21 protein-coding genes are annotated in these 25272 nt (G+C 57.8%); 12 read left to right on the top strand and 9 right to left on the bottom strand.

Going from position 1 to position 25272, the window contains the following annotated elements:
* Positions 1 to 55 precede the first annotated feature (55 nt).
* The 4 genes from WFP78_RS22525 to WFP78_RS22510 all read right to left on the bottom strand — a co-directional run bounded on the left by WFP78_RS22525 (position 56) and on the right by WFP78_RS22510 (position 4371).
* Positions 56 to 1075 carry a sensor domain-containing diguanylate cyclase gene (locus tag WFP78_RS22525; RefSeq protein WP_336966711.1) on the bottom strand — a complete coding sequence of 340 codons (1020 nt, stop codon included), beginning with the start codon at positions 1073 to 1075 and terminating at the stop codon, positions 56 to 58.
* A 522-nt stretch (positions 1076 to 1597) separates the two neighbouring features.
* Entirely contained in the window at positions 1598 to 2779 is a 1182-nt protein-coding gene (locus WFP78_RS22520) for a Fic family protein (RefSeq protein WP_275489360.1), read from the bottom strand.
* A gap of 219 nt (positions 2780 to 2998) precedes the next feature.
* The gene (locus WFP78_RS22515) at positions 2999 to 3583 is read right to left on the bottom strand and encodes an OmpH/Skp family outer membrane protein (protein ID WP_004211643.1); all 585 of its coding nucleotides are present in this window, start codon (positions 3581 to 3583) and stop codon (positions 2999 to 3001) included.
* A 2-nt stretch (positions 3584 to 3585) separates the two neighbouring features.
* Positions 3586 to 4371, bottom strand: coding sequence for a SapC family protein (locus tag WFP78_RS22510; protein WP_336966708.1), 786 nt, complete (start codon positions 4369 to 4371; stop codon positions 3586 to 3588).
* A 233-nt stretch (positions 4372 to 4604) separates the two neighbouring features.
* On the opposite strand from WFP78_RS22510, the gene WFP78_RS22505 reads away from it, so the two are divergent.
* The 10 genes from WFP78_RS22505 to WFP78_RS22460 all read left to right on the top strand — a co-directional run bounded on the left by WFP78_RS22505 (position 4605) and on the right by WFP78_RS22460 (position 17152).
* Complete coding sequence (locus tag WFP78_RS22505; RefSeq protein WP_336966707.1) at positions 4605 to 6158, top strand: capsular polysaccharide export protein, LipB/KpsS family; 1554 nt, start codon at positions 4605 to 4607, stop codon at positions 6156 to 6158.
* Entirely contained in the window at positions 6155 to 7393 is a 1239-nt protein-coding gene (locus tag WFP78_RS22500; protein WP_275489358.1) for a capsule biosynthesis protein, read from the top strand. Before WFP78_RS22505 ends, WFP78_RS22500 begins: the two co-directional genes overlap by 4 nt.
* Positions 7390 to 8661: a glycosyltransferase family 4 protein gene (locus WFP78_RS22495; protein WP_275489357.1), complete on the top strand. Its 1272-nt coding sequence runs from the start codon at positions 7390 to 7392 to the stop codon at positions 8659 to 8661. The genes WFP78_RS22500 and WFP78_RS22495 overlap by 4 nt, the downstream gene beginning before the upstream one ends.
* The gene (locus WFP78_RS22490; protein WP_004211638.1) at positions 8655 to 9470 is read left to right on the top strand and encodes an ABC transporter permease; all 816 of its coding nucleotides are present in this window, start codon (positions 8655 to 8657) and stop codon (positions 9468 to 9470) included. Before WFP78_RS22495 ends, WFP78_RS22490 begins: the two co-directional genes overlap by 7 nt.
* Before the next feature lie 5 nt (positions 9471 to 9475).
* The gene (locus WFP78_RS22485) at positions 9476 to 10750 is read left to right on the top strand and encodes a KpsE/RkpR family capsule polysaccharide export protein (protein WP_004211637.1); all 1275 of its coding nucleotides are present in this window, start codon (positions 9476 to 9478) and stop codon (positions 10748 to 10750) included.
* A gap of 12 nt (positions 10751 to 10762) precedes the next feature.
* Positions 10763 to 13243 (top strand): glycosyltransferase family 4 protein, encoded by a 2481-nt coding sequence (locus tag WFP78_RS22480; RefSeq protein ID WP_004211636.1) that lies wholly within the window; start codon positions 10763 to 10765, stop codon positions 13241 to 13243.
* A gap of 78 nt (positions 13244 to 13321) precedes the next feature.
* The gene (locus WFP78_RS22475) at positions 13322 to 14404 is read left to right on the top strand and encodes an FkbM family methyltransferase (RefSeq protein ID WP_037491261.1); all 1083 of its coding nucleotides are present in this window, start codon (positions 13322 to 13324) and stop codon (positions 14402 to 14404) included.
* A 110-nt stretch (positions 14405 to 14514) separates the two neighbouring features.
* Complete coding sequence (locus WFP78_RS22470) at positions 14515 to 15228, top strand: class I SAM-dependent methyltransferase (RefSeq protein ID WP_004211634.1); 714 nt, start codon at positions 14515 to 14517, stop codon at positions 15226 to 15228.
* An 80-nt stretch (positions 15229 to 15308) separates the two neighbouring features.
* The gene (locus tag WFP78_RS22465) at positions 15309 to 16268 is read left to right on the top strand and encodes a hypothetical protein (RefSeq protein WP_336966705.1); all 960 of its coding nucleotides are present in this window, start codon (positions 15309 to 15311) and stop codon (positions 16266 to 16268) included.
* Positions 16265 to 17152: a class I SAM-dependent methyltransferase gene (locus WFP78_RS22460; RefSeq protein ID WP_004211632.1), complete on the top strand. Its 888-nt coding sequence runs from the start codon at positions 16265 to 16267 to the stop codon at positions 17150 to 17152. Before WFP78_RS22465 ends, WFP78_RS22460 begins: the two co-directional genes overlap by 4 nt.
* Before the next feature lie 57 nt (positions 17153 to 17209).
* Here the strand turns inward: WFP78_RS22460 and WFP78_RS22455 are convergent, their stop codons facing one another.
* From WFP78_RS22455 to WFP78_RS22440, 4 genes are read right to left on the bottom strand one after another with little or no spacing between them, the layout of a single operon-like run.
* On the bottom strand, positions 17210 to 18955 hold the full coding sequence (locus tag WFP78_RS22455) for a methyltransferase domain-containing protein (protein ID WP_336966702.1): 1746 nt from the start codon (positions 18953 to 18955) through the stop codon (positions 17210 to 17212).
* Positions 18952 to 20049 (bottom strand): polysaccharide biosynthesis/export family protein, encoded by a 1098-nt coding sequence (locus WFP78_RS22450; protein WP_169331142.1) that lies wholly within the window; start codon positions 20047 to 20049, stop codon positions 18952 to 18954. The genes WFP78_RS22455 and WFP78_RS22450 overlap by 4 nt, the downstream gene beginning before the upstream one ends.
* Before the next feature lie 41 nt (positions 20050 to 20090).
* A complete protein-coding gene (locus tag WFP78_RS22445; RefSeq protein WP_004211627.1) occupies positions 20091 to 21452 on the bottom strand; it encodes a glycosyltransferase family 4 protein in 1362 nt (453 codons plus the stop codon).
* On the bottom strand, positions 21449 to 22579 hold the full coding sequence (locus WFP78_RS22440) for a glycosyltransferase family 4 protein (RefSeq protein WP_336966700.1): 1131 nt from the start codon (positions 22577 to 22579) through the stop codon (positions 21449 to 21451). The genes WFP78_RS22445 and WFP78_RS22440 overlap by 4 nt, the downstream gene beginning before the upstream one ends.
* A gap of 233 nt (positions 22580 to 22812) precedes the next feature.
* Here WFP78_RS22440 and WFP78_RS22435 point away from each other — a divergent pair, with 233 nt between their 5' ends.
* Together WFP78_RS22435 and WFP78_RS22430 are read left to right on the top strand one after the other, a co-directional pair.
* Positions 22813 to 23475 (top strand): ABC transporter ATP-binding protein, encoded by a 663-nt coding sequence (locus tag WFP78_RS22435; protein WP_037492149.1) that lies wholly within the window; start codon positions 22813 to 22815, stop codon positions 23473 to 23475.
* Positions 23476 to 24240: 765 nt separating this feature from the next.
* Positions 24241 to 24780 carry a hypothetical protein gene (locus WFP78_RS22430; RefSeq protein ID WP_004211621.1) on the top strand — a complete coding sequence of 180 codons (540 nt, stop codon included), beginning with the start codon at positions 24241 to 24243 and terminating at the stop codon, positions 24778 to 24780.
* 9 nt (positions 24781 to 24789) lie between these two features.
* Here WFP78_RS22430 and WFP78_RS22425 read toward each other — a convergent pair.
* Positions 24790 to 25272, bottom strand: a 483-nt coding sequence (locus WFP78_RS22425) for a helix-turn-helix domain-containing protein (RefSeq protein WP_336966698.1), incomplete at its 5' end; no start/stop codon positions are given.

Genomic DNA, 25272 nt, shown 5'->3' with positions numbered 1-25272 from the left:
CGGCACCATGAACCCGCCGCGACAATCTGTTCTCATCCTGATAGTCGCTGACCTCTCACCCAGATCGTCGCGCTATACGCAGAGCCGCCGCAACCATACTGATCGTGGAAAGTCTATCGAAAATTCGACTTCCAATATCCGGACTGTATCGGACGAAGCCTCCGCGCCCGATATCCTTTGCGTGATAAAGCGCCAGGTCGGCGTGACGCTGCACCTGGTCGGCTGTTTCGTCGGCTGCTAATGGCGATGCACCGCCCATCGTCGCTCGAGGCACCATCACATGGCCATCGCAATCGATCGGATGTTCGATTGCAGCGCGAATGTGCTCTGCGATGTGTTCAAGATTGTACGCGGCCTCCGGTGATTTCTGAAGCAGCACAGCGAATTCATCTCCGCCGATGCGAAATGCAGGGTCTGGTTCGACGGCTTTGGAAAGGCGAGAAGCCACCTTTTGTATCAGAAGGTCGCCAGCATGATGGCCGAACGTATCGTTCGTTGTCTTGAGGTTGTCGAGGTCGAGAAGCAGCAAAGCCCAGCTCGTCGGCGGCTTGCAGGACAGCTGGGACACCGCCTGTTTGAATCTCCCCTGATTTGGAAGGCCAGTAAGCGCGTCGATGTTCGCTTTCTGCTCCCGTTCGAACTGGCAATCATTCCGCTCAATGGCGATGCCACTAAGGCGCGCGCATGTTTCAGCCATGAGTTGCTCGTCTGGGGTTAGTTCCCGGCTTTCGCGCAAATATACCCTAAAGGCCCCTTTCAGGAGACCGGCGCTATCATGGACGGGCACCGATAAATGCGACCGTAGCTCCATGGACGGCGATAGGTCGCGCACATGATACTCGCGGGAATCGGTTGCGCTTTCGGGCGCGAGGTCGATTTTGTGCATAACCACAGCGGCTCCGCGCGGCTCGGCCTGCTCCCTCATCTGAACTCCGCTCTGAAGCGCCCCAGAGTTGTCTGAAGAAGCAGAGGTCGCAAGAGGACGCAATTGGCCCTGCGGGTCCACACCAAGCACAGTACAAATCATGTTCGGGAATCGCTGGGATGGTGCTTCACAAATCTGCTCAAGGATCATTGAGAGGGGAGCGTTGGTTGCGATCAATTCAAGTATACCGACACGAAATTGGAGCATAAACGTCTCGAAGTTGAGAATATTCTCAACAATATTATCGTGATCGCGTAGAGGAGTGCTGACCGGAGAGCATGAATTTCAGTTTAATCATCCATTATGGATGGACATGCATGACCGCCCCCATTCAAGGCGATTCACTCGACCAATCCGCGCTGACCTAGTGTGCGTGGTCGAACCGCTATGTCCATTTTTGTCGCTGGATCAATTCGACTGAGAGCAGCCTGGGTTAAGTCTTGCTCACTCCAGTTGACCGAATCATGGCCCTGCATGAGCTGTTGCCTTGTTCGAACGTATGTCTCGGCGTCTTGCAGACGCCCCAAAGGCCCCGGAAACGCAGGAGCGATTGAAGCGCTTCGCCTTTCTCGCGCTGTCAGTATTGCCTGTTGTCCGGAAGGAACCCATCGACCGTGCAGCATAGATGTATCTACACTGTTGATACGGCCATCTGCTCAGCAGGCCATATGTTTAGGCGGCCGTGGGGAGCGGGTCGGTTCCCTCGCTCAAGATGGCGAGATATCGTCGGTAGCTGAACACGCGCCCTCGTTTGCGCCCTGTGATTTCCTCGACGATACCAAATCGCTCCAGATCGACGAGCGCAGCATTGACCGTGGGCGCTGAGAGACCTGTTTTTTGAACAAGCTGATTGGCCGTCAGGAACGGGTTTTGCTGAAACAGATCGTGGATACGCAGCGCGGAGCCTGCCCGGTCACTGTCTGTCGTAATCCGCTCGCGGTCTTCCTTGAACAGATCGACGATCCGCGTGGCTGCATCGAACGCCTGATTAGCCGTATCCGCAACGCCGGTGAGAAAGAAGTCGAGCCAGGCTTCCCATGCCCCGTGCTCGCGCACTTCCTGAAGCAGGCGGTAATAGTCGGCGCGATGCGTTTTAAGGTAGAGGCTCAGATAGAGCAGCGGCTTGCGCAGCACACCGTTGACGCAGAGGTACAGCGTCACCAACAAGCGACCGATCCTGCCATTGCCATCAAGGAACGGGTGGATGGTCTCGAATTGGACGTGCAGCAGCCCGGCCTTGATCAGGGCGGGCAGACGCGAACCGTCCTCGTGCATGAAGCGCTCAAGCGCATCGAGACAAGCATCCATCTCTGTCGGCGGTGGCGGCACGAATAGTGCGTTGCCTGGACGTGAACCACCGATCCAGTTCTGAGACCGCCGAAACTCGCCGGGATTTTTCGTGCCGCCGCGCCCGCTTTGCAACAGTCGCTCATGCATCTCGCGGATCAGACGTAGTGACAGCGGCAGGTTTTCGAGACGCTCCAGCCCATACATCATCGCATCGACATAGTTCGACACTTCACGAATGTCGTCGATCGGCTGGCCAGCCTGCGCCTCGGTTTCGAAGCGGAGCAGGTCCGAAAGAGTCGATTGTGTGCCCTCTATCTGGGATGAAAGGACGGCTTCCTTCCGCACGTACATATAGAGGAACAGTTCTTGGCGCGGTAGCAGCATAGTGATGCCGTCCAGGCGCCCCAAGGCACGTTCCGCCAGACTTAGCCGCTCCAGAAGGGCCAGCACATCAATCGGCGGCTGCGGCGGTAGCGGGGGTGGTACGAAGCCGCGCACGATCTCGCCCGCAACGGGGGTCTCGACAAAGCGGCCTAGCCGGATATTGGATGCTGATTCGGACATGCCCCACTATGCGGGAGCAGCCTTATTTAAGCAATGAGCCATTGGCTTAAATAGCGTCTCAACTAAGATAAGCGCACTTAAATAACCGTCGACACCATCATTCTGAGGGATACGCCCTCCGCGGACGACGGTAGCCACGAATTCGTGTAGCCGCCGTCTCATATGCGAGAGCTGTCATCACCACCGGCGATCGACTGTGCGGGAATGCAAGACAGCATCCTATGGCTGCTGTTGTTCGGGCAACCGCTCACGATCGAAATTGAAGCTTTGAAGCTTTGCATCAAGCCCCTTCACGACATCGGCAGTAAGGTCGTTAGCAAAATTGCCGCCCAGCGATGCGTTCCGATCGAGCAGCAGCCCGCATTTCCTACTCGTATAGGCTTGCGCGATGACCGGCTGCACCTCGGTTGAAATGCGTTCCATGGCCTTGGCCCGCGTTGCGTCAATTTCACGGCTGTTGTGGGCCGCCTTGCGCTGAAGAGCCGTCCAGCGGGTAGCGAGTCCGTCACGCTTTTGTTTGGTCTGCGCGTTGTCCGGCTGACCTTCCAGCGATTTTACCTCGGCCTCCAATGGGGTGCGTTGCTGGTCGATTTCGGCCTGTGCCGTTCGTGTCAATTCGGCCAAGCGCGTGGTGGCCGCTTTCGCCACAGCCGCGTTCGCGAAGATCGCTTCGCGTGACAAGAGACAAATACCGGGGATCACAGGTCCACCGAGGCCTTGCGCAGGCGTCGGTGTTTGCGCCGCGAGAGATACAGGAGCCGCACCGGCGGCAAGGAAAGCGAGAATCGTGGAAAACCGAGACATTGTCAGTCCTTCTCATGAATTTGAAGGGCATCGCCAACGACCGCCGGCGCCCCCTCTTTTGGTTCTGGAGTTTTGCGCGACAAAAGCTCAGGGAATAGGTCGATCGAAGTAAGATGCAGGGTGATGAGCCCCAACCACCCGCGAGCATTCCACTCTGCCAACGTTGGCCCATCGAGCGCTGAAAAGCGCTCAGCGTCCACCACCTTGAAGCCGTCACGCGCGATATTCCGCCCATCCGGCAGAACAATCCCGACCTGCCGCTCTACGAGCAAATCACGACCATCGAGCGCTCGCATGAACGCCACGGTGGCTTCGACTTCGCCGCGGAATGCCTCGCAGAAGGCCAGCGCACGCTCCGTCATCATCGCCGGCCGACCATTTTCGAAAAGGGGCTGACCTTCGTCTTCGACGAGACCGTCACATTCAAAATCGATACCCAGGATGTAACGGTCAGTCTCTTCAATCCGAAGGAAACCGAACGGATATCGGCGTGCGTAGGCGGGAATATAGACTCCTTCCGCCCAATTCCCTTCGTTGAGGAATGCGTTGCGACCATCGAGCCCTAGAATTGCGTGTGGGGTGCCATCGGCGCTGGCGAAGACTATGGGATAGTGCCGCGCCGCTCGCCCGAACTCGCTGACCACAATGGGAATAGAGGGTGTTTCAGCGGTGAAGGAATAGTCACCTTCCTTGAGCCGCAACCCCGAATGGAGGGTCACGTCAAGCGGCCGCAGGGAACGGTAGAACAGCGGCTGGGTCGGCTGGGGGCTCGTTTCGGGTGCGGCCATGGCTGGTCTCTCGATTCGCTCTGCGCAGTCAGCGAAGATCCACTGGCTGTTGGCAGCGTTCCTAACGGGGCAATCGCGCACTAACTATTGTGGACTCCCGCAATTTAACCGGCACCCATTTTCGACGATACTCCGCCCAGCGCATTCGGGAGTGCGCTTCAGGCAGGGTGGACAGTGCAATTCTGATCAGCGAGCGCATTGCGGGTTTCGGGCAAAACCGAAGATGGGGCGGCATGTTAGCCAGTCGCCGGCCGGTGCTGCGCGCACCTCCTTTCCCTAGCTCCAAGCCAGTTGGACGTCCGGCACTGCGGAAGCCCGGCCAACTGACCGCATCATATTCACATACCATCGATATTAATGAGATTTCCGCACAAATTGCCAAGGCGCGGGTGGGTGGAGATTTCTGGCAGCCGTCCCCATCACGGCCGACCAATCCACGGCCGTCAGTCGCAATGGAACGGCCCTCTCTCACCTTCGATCCATGGCCAATGATTGAAGAGAGCCAGCCAATCATTGCCGCCAGCGACACCGAGATGGCGTTGCTTGCCGCCGCCGCTGGATGCGCAGTGCTGCGCCCAGGAGACCGTCGGCCATACCCGCGCGACAATCTGTTGGGCAACCTCCTCCATCGCCTTGTTGCGTTCGACTATTTCGATCCGTGGAATGGGCAGCCGATCTCGATTGCTGCGTGGATAGACATTCTCGCGGAGTGGCGGCGCACGATCGATCGAAATCGTGAGATTGCCGTAGTGTGCGGCATTGCGGCTTGGAAGCGCTCTGCCCTGGCTACACATCTTTGGTCCGGCAAGGCGCCGACATTTACAAGGACACCTCCGGAAGGGCCCTCCCCGCCTGGAAAAAATGTCGCCGTCTGGCCGTCCCGTGTTTCTCGAGCGGACCGTGACCGGGTTCGCGCCGACGATGGCCTGATCGTCCAGATCGAAGACGGTTTTATCCGTTCCGCCGGACTTGGCTCACGGTTGGTTCCTCCTTGTTCCATCGTGGTCGATTGGTCGGGTATCTACTACGATCCTCGTGAGACGAGCGACCTCGAAACCCTCCTTTCCAGCGCCGAGCTCGGAGCGGATTTGTGCCGTCGCGCGGCAAACCTCATCCAATTTCTCTCGCGCCATGGAATCACAAAATATGGTAGCGAGCGTGGCACCTTGCTCAGCCTGTCTGACAGGAGGCGCAAAGTGCTCGTTGCCGGGCAAGTGGCCGACGATCGAAGTGTTCGGCTGGGCTGCGCGGATGTCACGAATTCGCTCGACTTGTTGCGACGTGTTCGCGAGATCGAAACTGACGCCTACATCATCTTCAAACCGCACCCTGATGTGGTTGCTGGCCTACGCCCAGGGCACGTTCCCGTGAGTGAGGCCGCGCGCTATGTCGACCTCGTCCTGCCGGACGCGTCGATCGATGATTTGCTCAACAACGTGGACGCCGTTCATGTCCTGACGTCACTGACAGGCTTTGAAGCTTTGCTCCGCGGTCGCGAGGTGATCACACACGGGCAGCCCTTTTACGCCGGGTGGGGCCTCACACGCGATCTTGCTGAACCCATCGCCCGCCGCAACCGTGTTCTGACACTCGAGCAGCTCGTTGCCGCGACCCTCATTCTTTACCCGCGATATTTTGATCCAGTGACCGGCTTGCCATGCCCGCCCGAAGTTCTCTCCCAGCGCTTTTCGGTCGGCTCGATGCCCAAACCCGGCTTCGTTCAGGTGTTTCGTTCGATTCAGGGCCGATTGAACCTCGTTCGACGCAAGCAGGCCATGCTCCAATGACGCAACGGTCTTTCCTTTTCCTTCAGGGGCCGCCTGGCCCGTTCTTCAGGCAACTCGCGTCTGGTTTGCGCGCGCGTGGACATCATTGCCACCGCATCAACCTGAACGGTGGCGACTGGTTCGATTGGCGAGGACCATCAGACAGTTTCCGAGGCACGCTGGATGACTGGTCAGGTTACCTTCACGGGGTGATCGAGCGCCATCAAGTGACGGACGTCATTCTGTTTGGGGACTGCCGCCAATATCATCTCAGCGCGCGAGTTTGCGCCATGAACCGCGAGGTCGCGGTTCATGTCTTTGAGGAAGGGTATATCCGTCCGGATTGGGTTACGCTCGAACGGGACGGCGTGAATGGCAATTCTAGCCTACCACGCGACCCGGACGCTTATATCTGCCTGGCGAGGCAGTTACCCCCTGTCCCCACTCACAATCATGTTGCACCAAATTTTCGACAGCGCGCAACCGAAGCCATGGCCTATTGCCTCGCTACCCTTCTGCTGGCGCCTCGTTTCCCGAACTACGTGTCGCACCGGCCTTATCCGATCCTATCAGAACTGCGCGGTTGGATTGCACGCATCATGGCGCGGCCGATAGCTCGTCGGCGCTCGGCAAAATCTTTGGCTGAACTCGGCTCACGCCGCTATTTTCTTCTGCCTCTTCAACTGGACTCCGACCATCAGATTCGCATCCATTCCCCGTTTTCGGGGATGGCGGTTGCGCTCGAAGCTATCGTCAGATCTTTCGCGGCACATGCAGCCAAGGACATCGTCCTGCTTGTGAAGGAACATCCGCTCGACAACGGCCTTCATGCTTGGCGCAATATCGTTGTCGATTTGGCGCGGGCGCATGGAGTCGCCGATCGGGTACTCTTCATCGCAGATGGCGATCTCTACACGATTGTCGATCGGGCTTCCGGTGTAGTGACGGTCAACAGCACGACAGGCACATTGGCTCTTGCGTCCGGAATACCGGTCATCGTGCTTGGTAAGGCCATCTATGATCTGCCCGGTATAACCCATCAGCACTCGCTTGATGCGTTCTGGGTGAGGCCGACCGCTCCCTCCCCGGATGTCTATGAAGCCTTTCGCCGGGTCGTTGTCGCGCGATGCCTGCTATATGGGGGCTTCAGCAGCGCAAGAGCCCGCGCCTTGCTGCTCCCGGAGGCCATCACGCGCCTTGGTGGGATACAGGGGAGAACCCTGAGGGCCGCACCTTACGCGAAGGTGGCGGCATGAAGATGTTCAATGAAATACTGGACGGCGGTGGTGGATGCCCAATCCAAAACCTTGCGTTGCAGAGAGCCCGCCCCGAGCTGGTTCTTGACTTATCGCGCCTGATAGCTCGCGTGTTGCACCCTGCCCCAACCGGTGTCGATCGGGTCGAAATGGCATATGCACGCAATCTCATGGATCGTGCAGGCGACCGATTGCGTTTCTCCGCCATTCACCCATGCGGTGTCTACGGCCGGCTACGCGATGCAGATGTTCGGGCCTTCATCGACCACACGCTCAAGCGCTGGGAATTTGGTGGCGTCTACGAGGATCCTGCAGTGCGTTACCGCCACGCGATGCGCTGGCTCTGGCGCCTGAGGCCAAGGTCCGTTCCTGCAAAAACGAAGCCTCGCGTGTTGATCCAGCCCTCCCCCAATCATCTCGACCGGCAAGGTAGGATCGCAGCCAAGGTTCGTAAGGAGCAGGCTCGGTATATTTGCCTCGTCCATGACCTCATACCCGTGAGCCATCCCGAATATGCACGGCCGGGAGGAAGTGCTCGCCATCAGCTTCGCCTTCAAACGATCGCAAGCGAAGCCCATGGCATTCTCGTTAACTCCCAAGCGACATTGCATGCCTGCCTGCGGCACGAAGGCATGGGAATTGGGGGCAAGCCGGTTCGGGTAGCACCACTCGGGATCGACGTGCCGTCACCGGCGGTGTCGCCGTGGCTGCCGCCGCGACCGTATTTTGTAATCCTCGGCACAATTGAGCCACGCAAGAACCACCTCCTCCTGCTCCTGGTGTGGCGCGACTTGTGTGAACGCCTCGGACCAGCGCAGACACCGCACCTTCTGATTGTCGGGCGCCGGGGCTGGGAAAATGAAAACGTCCTGGATTTGCTTGAGCGCTGCACTGTGCTGAACGGCGTCGTCCGAGAGCTCGACCGACTTCCCGACCAGGAACTGCGCAGCGTCCTCGCTGGAGCTCGAGCGCTCTTGATGCCCTCTTTCGCCGAGGGGTTTGGGCTGCCCATAGCAGAGGCATTGGCAACAGGTGTCCCGGTGATCGCCAGCGATCTAGCCTCCCATCGTGAAGCCGGCGGCGATGTGCCCGACTACCTTGACCCTCTCGATGGCGCGGCGTGGCGTCAAGCTGTGCTTGCGTATGCCGATTTGGCGAGCACGCGCAGACTAACCCAGATGGCACGGATCGCGACTTGGTCGCCCACGTCTTGGACATGTCATATCGACGCTGTGCTGGATCTCGCCGACGAGGTGGTGGCATGCTGAATGCGAGACCAAAGCCTCGATTCCGCTCCAAGACGCTGGACGGACTTGACGTGCAACGCCACGTGATCGGGGCGCTTCTCATTCGAGAACTCCACACACGCTATGGTCGCGACAACATTGGTTCGATGTGGATGTTTCTTGAGCCACTCCTGCTCGCAGTTGCGGTCGCGTTCCTACATGCAAGCAGCGGCAAAGGACATCCTGGCTCGGACATTCGCATCATTCCTTTCGCGCTCACTGGCTATACTGTGTTCATGATCTTTCGGTCGATCGTAACCCGGTCGGAATCTGCCCTCGAAGCGAACAGACCTTTGCTCTTTCATCGCATGGTCACTATCTTCGACTTGCTTTTCTCTCGTGCCTTGCTGGAACTGATCGCAACGTCCGGCGCGCTCGCGATACTTTTCAGCCTCGCCGTCGCGACTGGCCTGGCAGAACCAGTGGGGCGCCCTCTTCGGCTGATGGCAGCAATTGTGTTGCTTGCCTGGTTCGCATTCGCTCTCTCGATGGGAATTGCTGCCGGCGTTCATATCAGCAAAGCCTTCAGCAAGTTCGTTCATCCGGCGACATACATCGCAATGCCTTTGTCCGGCGCCTTCTTCCTTCTTGAGTGGATTCCTCTGCCCTACCGCGAATGGCTGAGTTGGTCACCGCTCAACCAGATCTTTGAGATGGTCCATAGCGGCGTCTTCAAGAGCTACGACAGCCCCTATTTCGATCCACTCTACATCATTGGCTGGTGCATGGCCTTGACGGTGTTCGGGTGCCTTCTCCTGCGCGTTCTCCGACGTCACCTCCACTTGAGTTGATGCATATGAAAAACCAATCATCGCCCGCACCAATTGCACCGTCTCCAGACCGAGAAGAAGACTCTCAGGCCCGTTCTGAGGCCTTGAGACCTCTGTTGCTTTCCTCTTTCCCGCCTACCGAGGACCGCGAACAACTTTTTGGGGAGGCTGCTGATGACAATGGTGTCTTCGATTACGATGAACCGCCACCTCAGAAAGGATGGAGGCGGTTCGTACACCCCTTCCTGCTCGTCGTTCTGCTACCCACGCTGGTGGTTGCAGGTTTCGAGTATCTAGTTGCCGCTGACCAGTATGAGTCCAGCGCTCAGTTCATTGTGCGCACACCGCAGCAGAACAATTCCGTAAACAGTCTCGGGCAGATGCTTGGTATCGGCGCGGGTAGCACGCCAGCAGATGTTCACAGTGTCGATGCCTATCTGCTGTCGCACGATGCGGTCAGCGCACTCGGCCGCGATCGTCTGGTTGCAATGTTCCGTCATACCGATTCTGATCCGGTAACGCGTCTCTGGTTCGCCGATCCCGAGCCTGAAACACTGCTCAAATATTATCGCGGCAAAGTGAATGTCACGACATCTTCCGAAACAGGTATCACGCTCCTCTCCGTGCGAGGCTTCCAACGGAACGATGCGAAAGCACTTGCGGATGATTTGCTCAAGCTTGGGGAACAGCGCGTCAATCTGCTGAACCAGCGCATGTTCGAGGCCGGATTGACGGCTGCAAGCCGGCAAGTCCGTGAAGCCGAAGGGGCGATCGACGAGGCCGACCGGCAGATGACGGAATTCCGTCAAGCCCGCAGGGACGCCGATCCAGAGCGAACCAGCAGCGCCGAAATCCAACTTGCGACGTCGCTTCAGGAGCGTGCGGCGCAAGCCCGTGCGCAGCTCGACGCCATGGCCGCAGTGCTTCCTTCGAGCGCGCCGCAATATTCCGCCACAGTACGAAGGGTCACGGCGCTTGAACGACAAGTTGCAGCTGTAAAAGGCAGGCTCGCTGGCTCCGAGGGTTCGGTCGCTGCGGGACTGGGTGAGTATGAGCAACTTCAGGTGCGCCAGCAACTCGCTGCGAAGCGTTTTGAGGCAGCCCAGGCGAGCTTTCAATCGGCGCGAGAGCAACTCGTCAAGCAACAGCTCTTCATCATCCCGGTCGTCAAACCTAATCTGCCAGGCAAGTCTCTCTATCCCGAGCGCCTCACGATCATCGCCATCGTCTTTTTCGGCCTCCTTTTCGCCTATGCGATTGGATGGCTGATCCTCTCCGGTTTCCGCGAACATGCCGAGTAACGGGTATTCTCCATGCTAACGCAACTCCTCAAATATCGAAAATCAGCCGGCGTCGCGGTGACACCGCGCGTCCACAAGGTGCTCCAAGCCGCAAACAGTGCTCGCGATGCTCGCGACTTCCTCAGGGCCGCGGGATTGTTCCGTGATGCGCTCGATCAGGATCCATCCTTGTCTCATGTCTGGGTGCAATATGGCCACATGCTGCGCGAGGCCGATGAATTCGTTACAGCTGAAAGCGCCTATAACGAAGCGCTCAAACGGGGATCTGTCAGCGATCCCCATCTGCACCTCGGGCACCTTTACAAGGTTCGTGGCCAGCTCAGCAAAGCCGCTCAAAGCTATCTTGCCGCAGCTCGTGCCGATCCCACAAATGGCGATGCCTTGGCCGAGCTTCACCGGCTCATGGCCTGCGGCATCGAAATCACCCCAGAGGACATCATGGCGATCACCGAGACCACAGCAGACGATATCCTAGAGATCGTTGATCCAATCACGCCCGCCGCTGCCCGGGTGCGTTCGGCAATTGATACGTTAGCCATGGTACTGCGCGAGAATGGCGCAGAGGAAGACGCTATTCGCTTCGAAGACACGCGAGAATTGCTTGAAACTCTGAGGCCGCAGACGGACGACGCGACCGAGAGCGGGAATGGAGAAGACACAGCAACCGCCATCGTTTTCGACATTTCCGATCTCATCTCATATTTTAACAATGCCCGGTTGCCGACCGGCATCCAGCGCGTGCAAATCGAGGTGATTTCAGCTGCGCTCCGCCAAGAGCGACGAACAGTGAAGATTTGCGCTTTCCTCGAACATCGAGATGAGTGGGTAGAAATCTCACCCGCCATGTTCCAGTTAGGCTGCCGACTCAGCTTGACGAGCGGCGATCTCAAAGCACCCGAATGGCTGGCCTTCCTTACGAAGCTACGCCTTGCGATGACCGTTTCTGATGCAATGGCTTTTCCGCGCGGCGCATTCCTTGTCAACCTTGGCACATCCTGGTGGTTGCAGAACTATTTTCTCTATGTACGGCAGGCCAAGACCGCATATGGCATTCGGTATGTGCCCTTCGTCCACGACCTTATCCCGGTCATGGCAAGCGAGCATTGCACACGGGAGCTAACACAGGACTTTATCAGTTGGGCACTCGGTGCGTTCGACCATGCAGATTTCTTCCTGGTGAACTCCGAGGCGACGAAGCGAGACCTTTTGCGAGTGGCCGCGCTGCTCGAACATGTTGTAGATGAACGAAATATCGTCGTAGTCCGCCTAGATGCCGACTTTCGCAAACCGACCACTACATCCCTGTCCGATCGAGAATTATCCAAGTGGGGCCTAGGGCGGTCGGAGTTCGTTCTGTTCGTCTCGACGATAGAATCCCGAAAAAATCATATCGGCGCGTTTGATGCTTGGATCAGTCTGCTTCGCAGTCACAGGCCGCGATCAGTGCCCAAGCTCGTTTGTGTCGGTAACAAAGGTTGGCTCAACGATGCGGTCTATGCGCGCCTCGCTTCACACGATGGGCTGCGTGACAAGGTTGTTATGTTATCAGGCTTGTCGGATGCCGAGCTCGACCTTTTATATCGTGCCTGCCTCTTTACCCTTTATCCAAGCAACTACGAAGGTTGGGGCTTGCCGGTCACGGAATCCTTGTGCCAGGGGAAGGTGCCTCTGCTTTCCGATGCGTCTTCTCTTCCGGAAGCGGGCGGTGCCTTCGCTCACTATTTCGAAGCGGGATCTACCCCGCGCCTCACAAAAGCGCTGGAGCAGCTGATCTTCGACGGCAGCTTCCGGACCGATAAGGAAGCATTGATCCGCAAGGACTTTCTTCCGCGGAGGTGGGGGGACATTGCCGCAGACATCGCGAATTCCATCACCGAACGGGCTATCGCTCTGCACCCGGGCGAAAACGCAGTGTGTTGTGCGCCGGTCGCAATACTCGGTGCCCACCATCCGATCGTAAGAAACTTTGAAACAAGGATTTGGCCGGGCATGCGTTCTGCCGAGATCTTCCGATCAGGTTCCGGTTGGTGGGGGCCCGATAACTGGGGATGTTGGACGAAAGCGCGAGGCGGTGCATTAAACATAGGGATCCCGGAGAACGTCGAAGGCCCTCTCCGCCTCTACCTGAGGCTGCATGGATTGCCGACTGGGAGCTGCGAGTGGCAAGCCTCGGTGACCGGCGGAAAAACAGAGCAAGGTGTCATCGATCCAGGTGCTTTCAAATGGGTATCGCTTACGATCGACTTAGTTCCACTCGATCGATGCCTGAATGTCACTGTTGAAGGCGAAGCGACGTTGGATCTGGCCACGGTCACCGGCGGGCTAGATCCGAGGATTGTCTCGGTCGGTGTGGCTGGTTTTTATTTATGTCACGCGGATGATGCAAAGGCACGTTCTCAGTTCCTGGAGGCGCTAGCGCTCGGGAATCTAGATGATCTGGCCTATAATCGTGAGCGGATAGGCAACGCAGCGGTCGCCCCATGCGAGGCATGAACCGCGAACTGGAGGTGAGCCGCGGAGTTGCAGTGGATTCGGACCGGCGGCATCGTGAAGCGCAAAGCGGGCAACGCCATGCCTGACCTTAGCCTGGAAAAAGTCAGCGAGGCTGGGCTGGTGAGCCTGTCCGAAGATGAAGACCGGATGCTTCGTCTAACTAAAATGTGGCGTGAAACCGTTGCCGACGACGCTGGCGAGATTAACCCAGCAACCCTTGCGACACTGGCCGATGTCTGGAACTGCTATCGGCTTCTCTTGAACCGGGTCCCTGATCCTATCGGAACACCGCATCATCTCGATGCGCTCCGGGATGGCATTTCGATCCATCAACTCGTCGAGCGCTTCGTGCTCGGCCACGAATTTCTGGCGCTTTATAGCCCTCCGGCCCCGCCGGGACCGCTGCTGATGGCAATCAACGGGATCGAACTGCATCTTCCCGCACCGCGGACGATTGCGGACGCGACAATGCGAGCAACAGGGTATTACAAGCCCCACCTGACCGGCGTCGTTTCCAGCATCCTGCAGCCAGCGATGTACGTTCTGGACGTGGGCGCCGGCGCCGGCCAATTTGCCGTGCGCGCGGCACGCAAGGTTGGGCCTGCCGGGCGCGTCGTGGCTCTTGAACCACATCCCGGCTCGTTGCGTTCACTTTTGGCGAACATTCTGACGCACACGCCTAATAATGTCGACGCTTTACCGTTTGGAGCAGCCGATGGAGACGGGTTCCTCACGCTCATCGACGAAGATAGCGCGTCAACATCTCGCGATGTGGTGCACTCCGATCTGACATCCGGTGACAATAGCATGGTTGTCTATGCACGCACGATCGATTCACTCATCCCGATCGACAAGCGCGTCGATGTTATCAAGATCGACCTAGACGGGTTCGACCACCGAGCTCTTCATGGTGCCTCGAAGACTCTATCGAGATGCCGGCCACATCTGCTGGCGGCATATGCGCCGAAATTGCTGACGAAACATTCGAACATTGCTCCTTCCGACTACCTGCTCGGACTTCGTCAGCTCGGATATTCAAGCTTCGTTGCGATCCCTGATAGTGAACCACCGATCGACTGCGGGCAAGACATCACGGCACTCGCATGCCTGCCGGACAAGCTTAAGTCCGAGAAGGTAGATTTTTATGCCTGGACCGAATGAAGCTATCTTGATGGCGGCGGATATCCGCCGACCCATCGCATCGTGCTGTTCAGAATCCTCCGCTGTTCTGCATGGGGTACGGCACAATATCGTTGGCGAGAGAAAATGACATGAAAGACACCGACTCAGATTGGGCAGAAATTGCGGCCACGGAGCCTTATTTCGGCGTCCTCACCGACCCGGCCTATCTACGCGGCAACATCAACGACGAAGCCTTGGAACGCTTTTGGGAAAGTGGTCGCCGGGATCTTCAATGGCAGCTTGAGATACTTCAAACACAATATGGTGCATTCAAACCCAGGAACGCGCTCGATTTCGGATGCGGGGTTGGCCGCCTTACCCGCATGATGGCAACGGTCGCCGAGAAGGTCTACGGCGTCGACGTGGCGCCGGGTATGCTGGAGATCGCACGGAAGAACGCTTCTCAGAACACCATCTACACGGACCAGGTGCCGGACGTCGAGGTCGACTGGATCAATTCACTAATCGTGTTCCAGCACATTCATCCCAGCCGGGGCACTAAGATTATCGCGGACCTGGTGGCGAAGCTGAGCAGCGGAGGTGCCATAACCTTGCACGTCACGATTGGCCGTGAAATGGGTATTTGCCGGCCCCAGGAAGATGGCGCTGAGGTCCTGCGGTGGGATGGAGAGTTCTATAGGCCGCTGGTATTCACTCCGCCAGTTGGCGGAATGACAATGTACGATTACGATCTGGGCCAGGTCATGGTCATTCTGAACAAGGCGGGGATCCACCGCTTGACGGTTCAGCACACCAATCATGGTGGCCATTATGGCGTTATCCTGATCGGCAAAAAAGCATGAAAGCCGGGAGTCAGCCGGCACGACCTGTCCAGATCGATAGGCAAGACGGACATAGTCCATTGTGGCTTGGATTTCCTGATGTGGATCCGCTGGGACGTCCGGCGCTGGCCGTTTTTTCGAGCCTGGAACAATCGCTGGGCAACCGCCTTTTGATCGCTGACGAATGGCTCTCATCCGAACTGCCAATTGCGCGCGCCCGGCTCATCGAACGGGTACGCAACGGGCATCGCATCTTTTGCTTCGGGATTGGTGCAGGTGCGAGAGCCGCGTTGTTTTTCGGCAGCGTTTTGCGCGCTGAACGCGTGATAACATGGGCGCCGTCGGCGGCACCAGGTGCCGGACCATTGGATGCCGCAGCCGTCGCAATGGCTTACGACATTGCCTCCTCCCCACCGCCCCCTCACCTCACCTCCTCCGCGCTTACTGTCCATATAACGAGTTCTTCGGACACGGTTGACACCGACATCGCACTCGCTCGAAGTTTGCGGCCCGCAGTCGGGATCAGGCTCGATAGGATTGAGGGGATTCCATATTCCGCTCTTGAGCAAGCATTGGCGCAGACCAATTATCTCTCGAGGATGATCGAGGCGATTGACCATGGCCGGCCGCTTCCCAAACCTCATCATCTACAGCGGTCATGGCTTTCAGCGTTCGCGCATCAGATAGCACTCGATCCAGCGCTGTCGCCATCCGAAGAGGGAGGTTTTGCTTTGCGCGGTACGCTCCGCAATAGCTCGCCAAAGGCATTCTCGATCGAACGGTTCGAGCGAGACCTAATTCGAGTCGGTGCAAGAATCATCTCGCCCGGTGACGATCTTACACAACCCCGCAGTGCCCGCTTCTCTTTCGGCAGCGGCGCTCTCCAGGCCGACGCGACCCTGCCCTTTTGGTTAGAAGTACCTCGAGAAGCTGTTGCCCGCGGCTTTGAGGCCCGCGTGGCGCTCGTATGTGAAGGTCGCTTCTGGTTCGATGACCACCAGTTTCCAAACGCAACCTTGAGCGTTTCAGCCGATGTGCTCCAACAATGGAGTGCGAAATGAGTGCAGCGCCCCGCCATTTCGAAATCGAGCAGGCTGGTGAAGCTTGGCGCCAGCTCAATAATCCCGGGTCGAGCCAGCAGATCAAGGAAGCTCGCTTCCAACTGCCGGCATGGTATCGGCACGATCTCGATCCTCTCGGGACCCCTTATCGCGATCAGCAGCTCGCCCTCTGGCGAGCCATTACTGGGCGATCAGATTATCAACCTGATCGTGATGAGGAAACGCCTGAGGTTGCCAGGCTCGATCCGATACGACGTCCAGGACTCTATTCGGCAAATGATGCTATGGTCGCCGGCGACCATCTCATGGCGATGGGACATATTCTCAAGATTAGCGGCCTCACGGCCCGTCAGCGTCCACGCATTCTGGAATATGGTGCTGGATTTGGGCAGATCGCACTCACCTTCGCTCGAATAGGCTTTAGCGTCGAGACCGTGGATATCAGTGCGCACTATTGCAATGCCGTGGCGGCCTCGTCGGAACACTACAAGGTCGATCTCACTCCCTATATAGGGACATTCGGCTATAATCCCGCAGGTCAATCGCACGCCTATGACCTCGTATTCTTTTACGAGAGCTTCCACCATTGTCTTGATTTTCAGTCATTGGTCCATCGTCTCGCGGAGCTTCTGAAACCAGGCGGAAAGGTTCTGCTCGCGGGCGAGCCCATTGTCACGAACGCGCCTGATATCATGCCTTACCCTTGGGGCATCCGCTTAGATGGCGAAAATATTGCGGTGACCCACGCCCGCGGTTGGATGGAACTAGGCTTTCAGGAGGAGTTTCTGGTACGTTTGTTTGAGACTGCAGGCTTTCGGTTCGCGAAGCACCCATGCGTCAATTCACACTATGCAACAGTGTACGAATTTGTGCGACCTGAATGAAAAGGGGGACGCTATAGGCGCCCCTCCTTATACCTCGATCAAAGCGGGAATTGGCGCTCATACGCGTGCATGGAAAACCATGCGGTTGGGATAATAGTGACGGTTTACAACCTCGACTTCTGAGAAGCCGACTTCCTTGCACATAGCAATCACCGCAGATTCGTTCGGCCCGAAATAGTTCGATGCATCGTTGTTAAGCGCGCCTCCGGGGTAGAAGATCATCGCCGGTCGATCGATATCAAGTCCATCGACCCAAGTTTCGATAACCGTGACCTCGCGGCATAACGACCGCATCTTTGCGAGATAGCCGAGGGGATCGCGCGCATGATAGAGCACACCGAGAAATAGCACATAGTCGAACGTACCGTGGATGGCCGAGTCCAGCTGCTCTACGCTGACATTCAGACGCTCAACCCGGGAGTTGAGTGCGGCATGAGCCAGGCGGAAACCGCCGCCATCCTGGATATCCTCGCCATCCCAACAATAGGAGTCACTAGCGACCACGCGAGCCGCGCCACGCCTCTCGCACTCGAAGGAAAAGAATCCGTCCCATGCGCCAACATCGAGGACTGTTTTGCCGGACAGATCATCCGGCAGCACGAGCGCAGGCAGCTTGAAAGGTGTGTCGTCCATGCCCGGCGTGATGACGCCGTTGCCAAGATCGATGCGATGAAACCACTGTCGATTTTGAATAGAGTGCTCAAGATCGTCATTTGTCAAAGTCTGTTCCACGTGATCATCCTTCTCATTTGTCAGTCGCCTCGTCTCCGAGGCTGATGCTCGCCCTGCGTCGAAATCGGAGTTTTTGCGCGCAAAATAGAGGTAGGAAAGGCCGTGTATGCCGATGCTTGCATCCGGCACCACCTCCAGGACCTGCATGCCTTCGGTTGCAAGCAGGTTCAGAACTGCATGCTGAGGCACAGCGTGCAGTTCACCTGTGAGTGTTTGGCCCTTCCCCGCAAGATATTCGACAGCGTCAAAGCTGTAATCATGCAAAAATGTCGGAATCTGAAAGACCGCAATTCCGCCAGGCTTAAGACAACTGACAGCATGCCGCACGATATCGATTGCAACCGGCGGCGGCGCATATTGAAGCCCACCGATCGAGTAGAACAAGTCAGCGATATCGGCATGCTCGCGGAAGTCGGCAATTGGATGGAAATTCGCTGAGGAATGGCCGCTCTCAAGCTGAGTCTGGTTGGCGCCTGCCAGGTCCGTGGTAAGCAGCTCGAAGCCGATCAATCTGGCGTCGATATCCTCCGTTCCCTGCAATAGGCGAAAGCTTTCCGGGCCTAGCGCCGTAATGGTGAGGCCCTGCACCGCTTCCCAACCAAAGCGGGAGAGAGCTTTGGTCAAGTGCTGCAGTTCAGACCGCCCCGCTTCGAGGGTGTGGGCGCGGTTCCACCGTCCGCTTCTGCCCGAAAACCTGGCGGTATTGCGACGCAATTCCTCCCTGTAAGACCCAAGTCCGCGTAAACGCCACGCTTCCAGTGTGATTTGGTAAAGTTGATCAAGTTGTTCGTGAGAGGTTTCAAGGGTGAGGATATCAGACTTTTGATATCGTTGGGCCGTTTCCATCGAAGCCACCAAGCGGCGGTTCTGGGCTTCCTGACATGACCAAATCGTTTCGATCAGGTTCCACAGGTCAGGCGATTTCGAGATATGGAAACCAGCGATGGCCGCGCCTTCAAGCTCCCGTCCAAGAAACATTCTATAGCCCCGTGCCACATCCAGAAGTGTCGGCCGCCGCAGGTTCTGGGAAGGCGTTCCCGAGGGTTCGATCGCACCTTGATCCATGTTCATTGGGTCACGACCTTTGCAGTATAGAAGGGCGAGAAGAAGAGATTGAGGATTTGCATTGCCTTTGTGGGGATGTTGGCTCCCGCGTTGCCGACATAGACCACGTCGCGCGGATGCATCTCGAAGCGCTGAGTCAGAAAATAGGCCATTGGATCGCGCATATTCACGCGATAGGCGACCGGGACGGCGCCCTCCGCCGGGGAGCCATCGAGATTAGCTGGCTCATAGCGAAAAACGAACACCGCGCGCGGGTCCGCCTGGTTCTCATTGGGGCCTGCCCCTCGGCCCAAGGCCTCGGCAAGCGATACGCGCATGTTCTGGAAAGGCACCTCCGCAGGCTTTCCCGCAGCGCCTAGCAGGGTGTACGTGCGAGGACGAAATGTGATTGACAATCGATCTTGTGGCAGGAGTTGCAGATCGTCGATCGATCCTGGTTCGATCGCGCTCAGCGGCCCTTCTGCGCTGCGGTCGCCACGGCTGATGTTTACCAGGGAATCCGCAGTGGGGTTAGCAAGGCCACCGGCGATAGCGATCGCGTCCAGAACGCGTTCACGCGCAAGTGTGAGAGGCAACCGTCCGGGCTTCTTCACGTCGCCTTGCACCACAACCGTATTGTTCACATTCTCTCGAATTGCGACCATCACCTGAGGGTTTTCCGAGTTTGCACGGTAGCGCCCGGTAAGGGTCATACCAAGTTCGTCCGGGGTCGATCCTGCTGCCTGAATGCGGCCGACCCATGGGAGCGTGATTGAGCCGTCGCGCCCGACGACTACGGGAGGCAGAGTTTCCCCCGAGCCAGTTGCCGGAGCGGCAGGATCAAGCGTGGCACCCCTGCCACCGAAAAGCGCGGCGCCAACTTCGAAAATCGATATCTGAAGAATGTCGCCGGGACCAATCCTATCGACATCCCCAGGTTGAGCCAGAACGGAGAGGCGCCCTCGACCGCTCGACGGCGCTGCTTCCAACTCCGCGACGACGGCCTCATCGAGTTCAACGAGTTCGAATTTTCCGAGATCACGCTGTGCACGTACGATCTCAACACCGGTCGGCCCGCTGGTTGGGAGCGACGCGCAGCCAGCCAGCAAAGCGGGCAGCAAGCATATTCCCGTCCGGAAGGCGAAGGAATTTCGGGGAGACATTACAGAGCTCCGGATAAGGCAAAGGGAGTGCGGTGCTCGCCTTCCAGCAACTGCAAATGAAGCTGGTTTAGAGCGTACTGATAGGGTCCGAGCGCGTAGTTTTCGGCGCGCTCATTTCCGGCAGCGATAAGTCGTGCTCGCAATTCGGCGTCGGTATCCAGCCGCGCCATGGCAGCACTGATTGCGCTTACGTCATAGGGATCAACCAGCAGAGCAGCGCCGCCGGTGATCTCAGGCAGGGCCCCGGCATCGCCCGCAATCACCGGGACCCCGGCGCGCATTGCCTCTATCGTTGGCAAGCCAAAGCCCTCGTAGAGCGAGGGGAACACCAACCCCCGTGCTCCGCGCAACAGCAAAGCGAGATGATCTGCCGGCAGATAGTCGATCCTGCGGATCTGGCTGGCACGAGATAGTGTCTTGCCGTGGGCGCCTTGAAGCAGTCGCAGTTCGCCTTCGGACTGCCATGCGGTGGGGCCTGCAATGATGAGCGGCCTATCTATGCCGGAGCCCAAATAGGCTTCGATCAGCCGGCCAACATTTTTTTTGGGCTCAGTGGCTCCGTAGAACAGGAAATAGCCCTGCGGTTCGAGATCGAATAGAGCGTGCAGGCGCCTCGCCTCGACCTCAGGTTCGCCCGCTGGCGTTTGCATGTCCGGCACCGCCTGATGGATGGTGGTTACATGGTTGGATGCAAAGCCGAGTTGCTCCATGATATCGCCACGCGACACATCTGATACGGTCAGGATATGTTCTGCGGCGCTTGCGCAGGCCTGCAGCAGCCGCTCATGATAGGCCTTGTTCTCCAGGCTCAAGTAAGGAAGCCTCAGCGGAACAAGGTCATGAATGGTGTAGATGTTGCGCGCACCAACGAGCCGGACTGGTACAGGGTAGGTCCAGTGCATGATGGCGGGTGGTTCCGGCATCCGGACTGGCAACAATCGTCCGTAGCGTAACAGATAGCGGCGCCCGATCCAGAAAAGACGATTGAGTGTGAACAGACGGTCAAAAGCTGGAACGCGAGCGCCGACGCCTTCGCGCACGACCCGGCCCGATACGGGCACTTCGACGAGATCACGTGCCCCAGGTCCCATGGCGAGACGACGAACGCGCCCCCAAGGTGTAATTTTTGCAGGCGGTTCTTCGCCCGATCGGCCTTGGGCCAGCGCGGCGAAGAAGAGGGTTTCTCGCTGGTGCAACGCACTTTTGGGGCTGACATCCAGCCCGTAAACGAGATCGATACGTCGACCCATGCCCTGGAGGGCTTCGGCCAGCGTTCGAGCATAGGTTGCAACACCAGTTCCTTGGGGCAATGCCAAGTTGAAGCCATCGATTCCGATGCGAAGGTCTGGCGGCAGGCTCATGACACTAATGTGCCTTCTTCGTTTTGCGCGAGGGCACGCGCATATAGAGCCCGCAGCCTTCGCGCGTAGCGCTCCGGTGTAAAGTTGCGCGCGCGTGCGAAGCCTTCCGTCCGAAGGCGCGCGCATAGGGCGTCGTCCTGATCGAGCCTGACTATCGCCGCTGAAATTGCGGGTATTCGGTCGGGTTCTACCAGCAGAGCTGCACCGCCCGCGACTTCGGCCGTTGCTCCCCGCGAGCTGGTCAAGACCGGGCAGCCCAATGTCATTGCTTCTGCGATCGGAAGGCCAAAACCCTCCGCGAGCGTAGGGAAAAGCAGCGCCCGGGCCCGACGGATCAAACCAAGCAAGTCAGGGCGTGGCAGGTAGTCAAGCCGGCGAACCGTCGGATGTGACCTCAGTGCCTCCTCAAGCGCTTCTTCGCCGGGAACACGAGGCCCGACAACCAACAGAGGCAGCGATGACTTGCTGAGGGCGTGAGCCTCGGCAAGGGCTATCAAATTCTTTCGGCTCTCGACCCTACCACAGAAAAGGAAATAGCGTCCGCTTTTGATGCCTTTTGGCAAGGGCGGATCAGCCTGGAGCGGCGCATCGACCGCTTGCCACGTGCTAACGACGCGATCGGATGAGACGCCTAGTTGTTCGACTATCTCGGAGCGCATCGCCTCCGTCACTGTGACGAGCAGATCGGCGCGTTCAAGGATCGCATCGAGAATACGCGCATGGCGCCCCTGCGGGATGGGCGTCAAATCCGGATGCGTGAGCGGTATAAGATCATGAATTGTATAGAGGTTGCGCGCGCCGATGACATGAAGAGGAACTGGATAGGTCCAATGCATCACAACCGGTGGGTTTTTGAAGGCCACAGGCAAAGTTCGGCCATGTATATTGAAGAAAACCTGAGCCTCGCGGAAAAGGTCCGGAACGGCTGGAACATTGGGCGCGTTGTCGGGCGCTTGCGCCATTCTTGGCGCTCGCCGAGCTGCCGCGAGCCACCGGAGTGCGCGCGAACGTGGCCGATTGCTATCGCCATCACCCAGGATCAAAGGTTCAGCGCCCGCCTCGTGCAAGCATTGGTTCAGCGTCCGGGCGTAATTGGTGACGCCTGTCCCCTCTCCGTCCTTGAGCATCCGACCTTCGATGCAAACCTGGACAGGCACGCCTCCATTAAGATCTTCAACACGGTAAACATAAGTCGGATCATACAGGCGAGATATTCGCTCCATATTACTGAGAGATTGAGTCAATTCACCTCTCCGGTAACTCTATACTTTTCATATACTACATACAGAAATGACAATGCTTGCAAGATGATCAGAGATCGGGCATGGAAGCGTCGCTTATTCTGTATGGGGCCTGTGACATGATCCGTTTCTCGAATGTCGGCATGACCTATCACGCGCGCAATTTGCGCAAGACGGTTCTTCACGACGCCAGCTTCGTGATTCAGCGGGGCGAATCGATTGGTGTGTGCGGCGCCAACGGAGCCGGAAAGTCGACGCTTCTGCGATTGTTCGCGGGCGTCGAGTATCCCACATCGGGTAGAATCACTCGCAGGATGAGCGTATCGTGGCCCATCGGCTATTCCAGCGCTTTCCAGTCCAGCCTTACGGGGGCTGACAATGCGCGCTTTATCGCGCGCATCTATCGCCGTCCGGCGGCACCGCTGCTTGCCTATGTCGAAGATTTTGCCCAGCTGGGGGCTTATCTGCATCAACCTGTGCGAACATATTCGTCCGGCATGCAGGCACGGCTCGCTTTTGCGATCAGCCTCGCGATCCGCTTCGACTGCTATCTCGTCGACGAGGTTACGGCCGTGGGCGACGAGCGCTTTCGCCAGAGATCCCAGGAAGCGTTGGCAAGCCGCGGCCGAGAAGGGACACTCATCATGGTCTCTCATGCGCCGGAAACGTTGCGCGCTTATTGCCAGCGCGGAGCGGTCCTCGCCAACAACAGGCTGTCCTTTTACGACACGATCGACGAAGCGCTGGCCGTTCACGCTTGGAATCAGCGACGATCGGCGTGACGTCTGGCGTCCTCGCCAGGAATAATCGATCTGCCGCGTGGCTTCTCGCACGCCGTCCCCCTGCTCGACCGTTCAAATCCGGCGGCGACAGGCGCGCGCCTAACTGCGAACGGTTAAGCAGATTCCGGTCGCCATTTCAGTTGTGGGTTCCCGCATTCTTCCGGACTTGATCTGAATTTTGGCCAGCACTTCTGAAGAGGCATTAATTTCGAGATTTCGGGCGCTTATTGTTGCTTTCGGCCTAGCGGGAGCGGCAGCGCGTGCGACCTTCTGCGTGCCTGGTTGGCCGTCATCGCTCCAAGTCATCGGCGTGACACACCAGGAAACTAGACACCCTGCACTAGGGATTCTCCTAGGGGATTGCTGCATCGCAATCGGAGTGGAGGTGGGGGATGTAAGCAGCGCGCTTGAGCTCCGCATGCCACAGCGACACGGTCGGGGATGCCGATGTATCCCCTTGAGACAATTGTGAGACACCGTCTTCTTGCAATTACTCGAGGTTTTGCTTACCGACCTTGCTGCTCGTGGAGACGCGAGCGGAGGCGTGGAAACCTCCTCAATGACTCAGAGCCGGCCAGCTTTGGCTACCGGGCAGCGGACGCGTATGTCCAAGGCCCCGGCCTAAAGGCGTTCGCGCCTGATCTGAGTCTCAGGTTTCCAATGCCCGGTTTCGCGGGGCTATAGCACTTCCATTTTCGGAACGTGCTTCCGGCTGCCCAATTGAGATGCACGAACTTGTTTTCGTAAGGTCACGCAGGATCGATCATGGAGAAGTCACCCGAATCTGGCACGTCGGCTGAGGACAACGAGGAGAATGACGAATTCCTCTGCGCCATTGCCGCTGAGTCCATAAACGACGCGATCGTGCTTTTGCGGGAATTGAACTCGGGACCATCGATCGCGATGCCGCATCTCGAGAACGCCCTGACTTTGCTGGCGACCGATGGGCACAGCGTCGCCGATTGTGCAGAATCGACAGGCGCGCCTGGCATTAAAAGCGCCGTCCCCGGAGCCGGGCTTTCGCCGATGGCCATTGATCTCATCGTGGAACGCCGCCTGCGCGAACTCGACGCAGATATGAAGCAATTCGCCCAGAAAAAGCAGATCCTTCAACCTCATATGCAATCCGAGGTTGTCACCCAAACACGGCAGCAGGCCATTGCGCTGATGATCGAGGCCCTTAGTCTTCTCGATAGTGTGCGAGATGATGAGGCGACAGGTCATCTGCAATTGGCGCTCGACCGAGCGATCGGCCAACAGCCGGACATCTTGACCAGAAGGCGTCGCCAGCAAAAGCCTCATTAAAACTTCCAGTTAGTTCGGTTTGATCAGGTCTTCCACACAGACAGGTCCCGCCCTCAGTTTCTTGCGCCATCTTCCCGGGGTAATGCCGGTCAGGCGCCGGAATGCCTTCGTGTAATGGCTCTGATCCGAAAAGCCGCATTCTGCGGCAATCTCGCTCAACGTAAGCTTCTGGTCATGCAGTAGGGACGCAGAGCGTGTGATACGCTGGCGCAAGTGCCAGCCATAGGGCGGAATACCGACAGTGTTCTTGAACGCTTTCGTAAAGTACGCCGTCGACATTCCCAGCCCCTGGGCGATTTGCGCTACCTCAAGAACACCGGTCATTTGGTCGAACATCAACTCCTGCGCTCGTTTCAGTTGCCACGGGGCCAGTTTCATCCCCTTGTGGTTTCGGCGGGTGTGAATCATCTTGTTCTGCGCGGCGACATTTACGATGGCCAGGTGCCGACAATTATGATGGCCGGTAGGCTCGCTGATCTGGCCCGTTTGCAG

The sequence above is a fragment of the Sphingobium aquiterrae genome (assembly GCF_037154135.1).
GTDB lineage: Bacteria > Pseudomonadota > Alphaproteobacteria > Sphingomonadales > Sphingomonadaceae > Sphingobium > Sphingobium aquiterrae.
The sequence above is the reverse complement of the archived record's forward strand: the minus strand, read 5'-3'. Positions and strand labels throughout refer to the sequence as shown.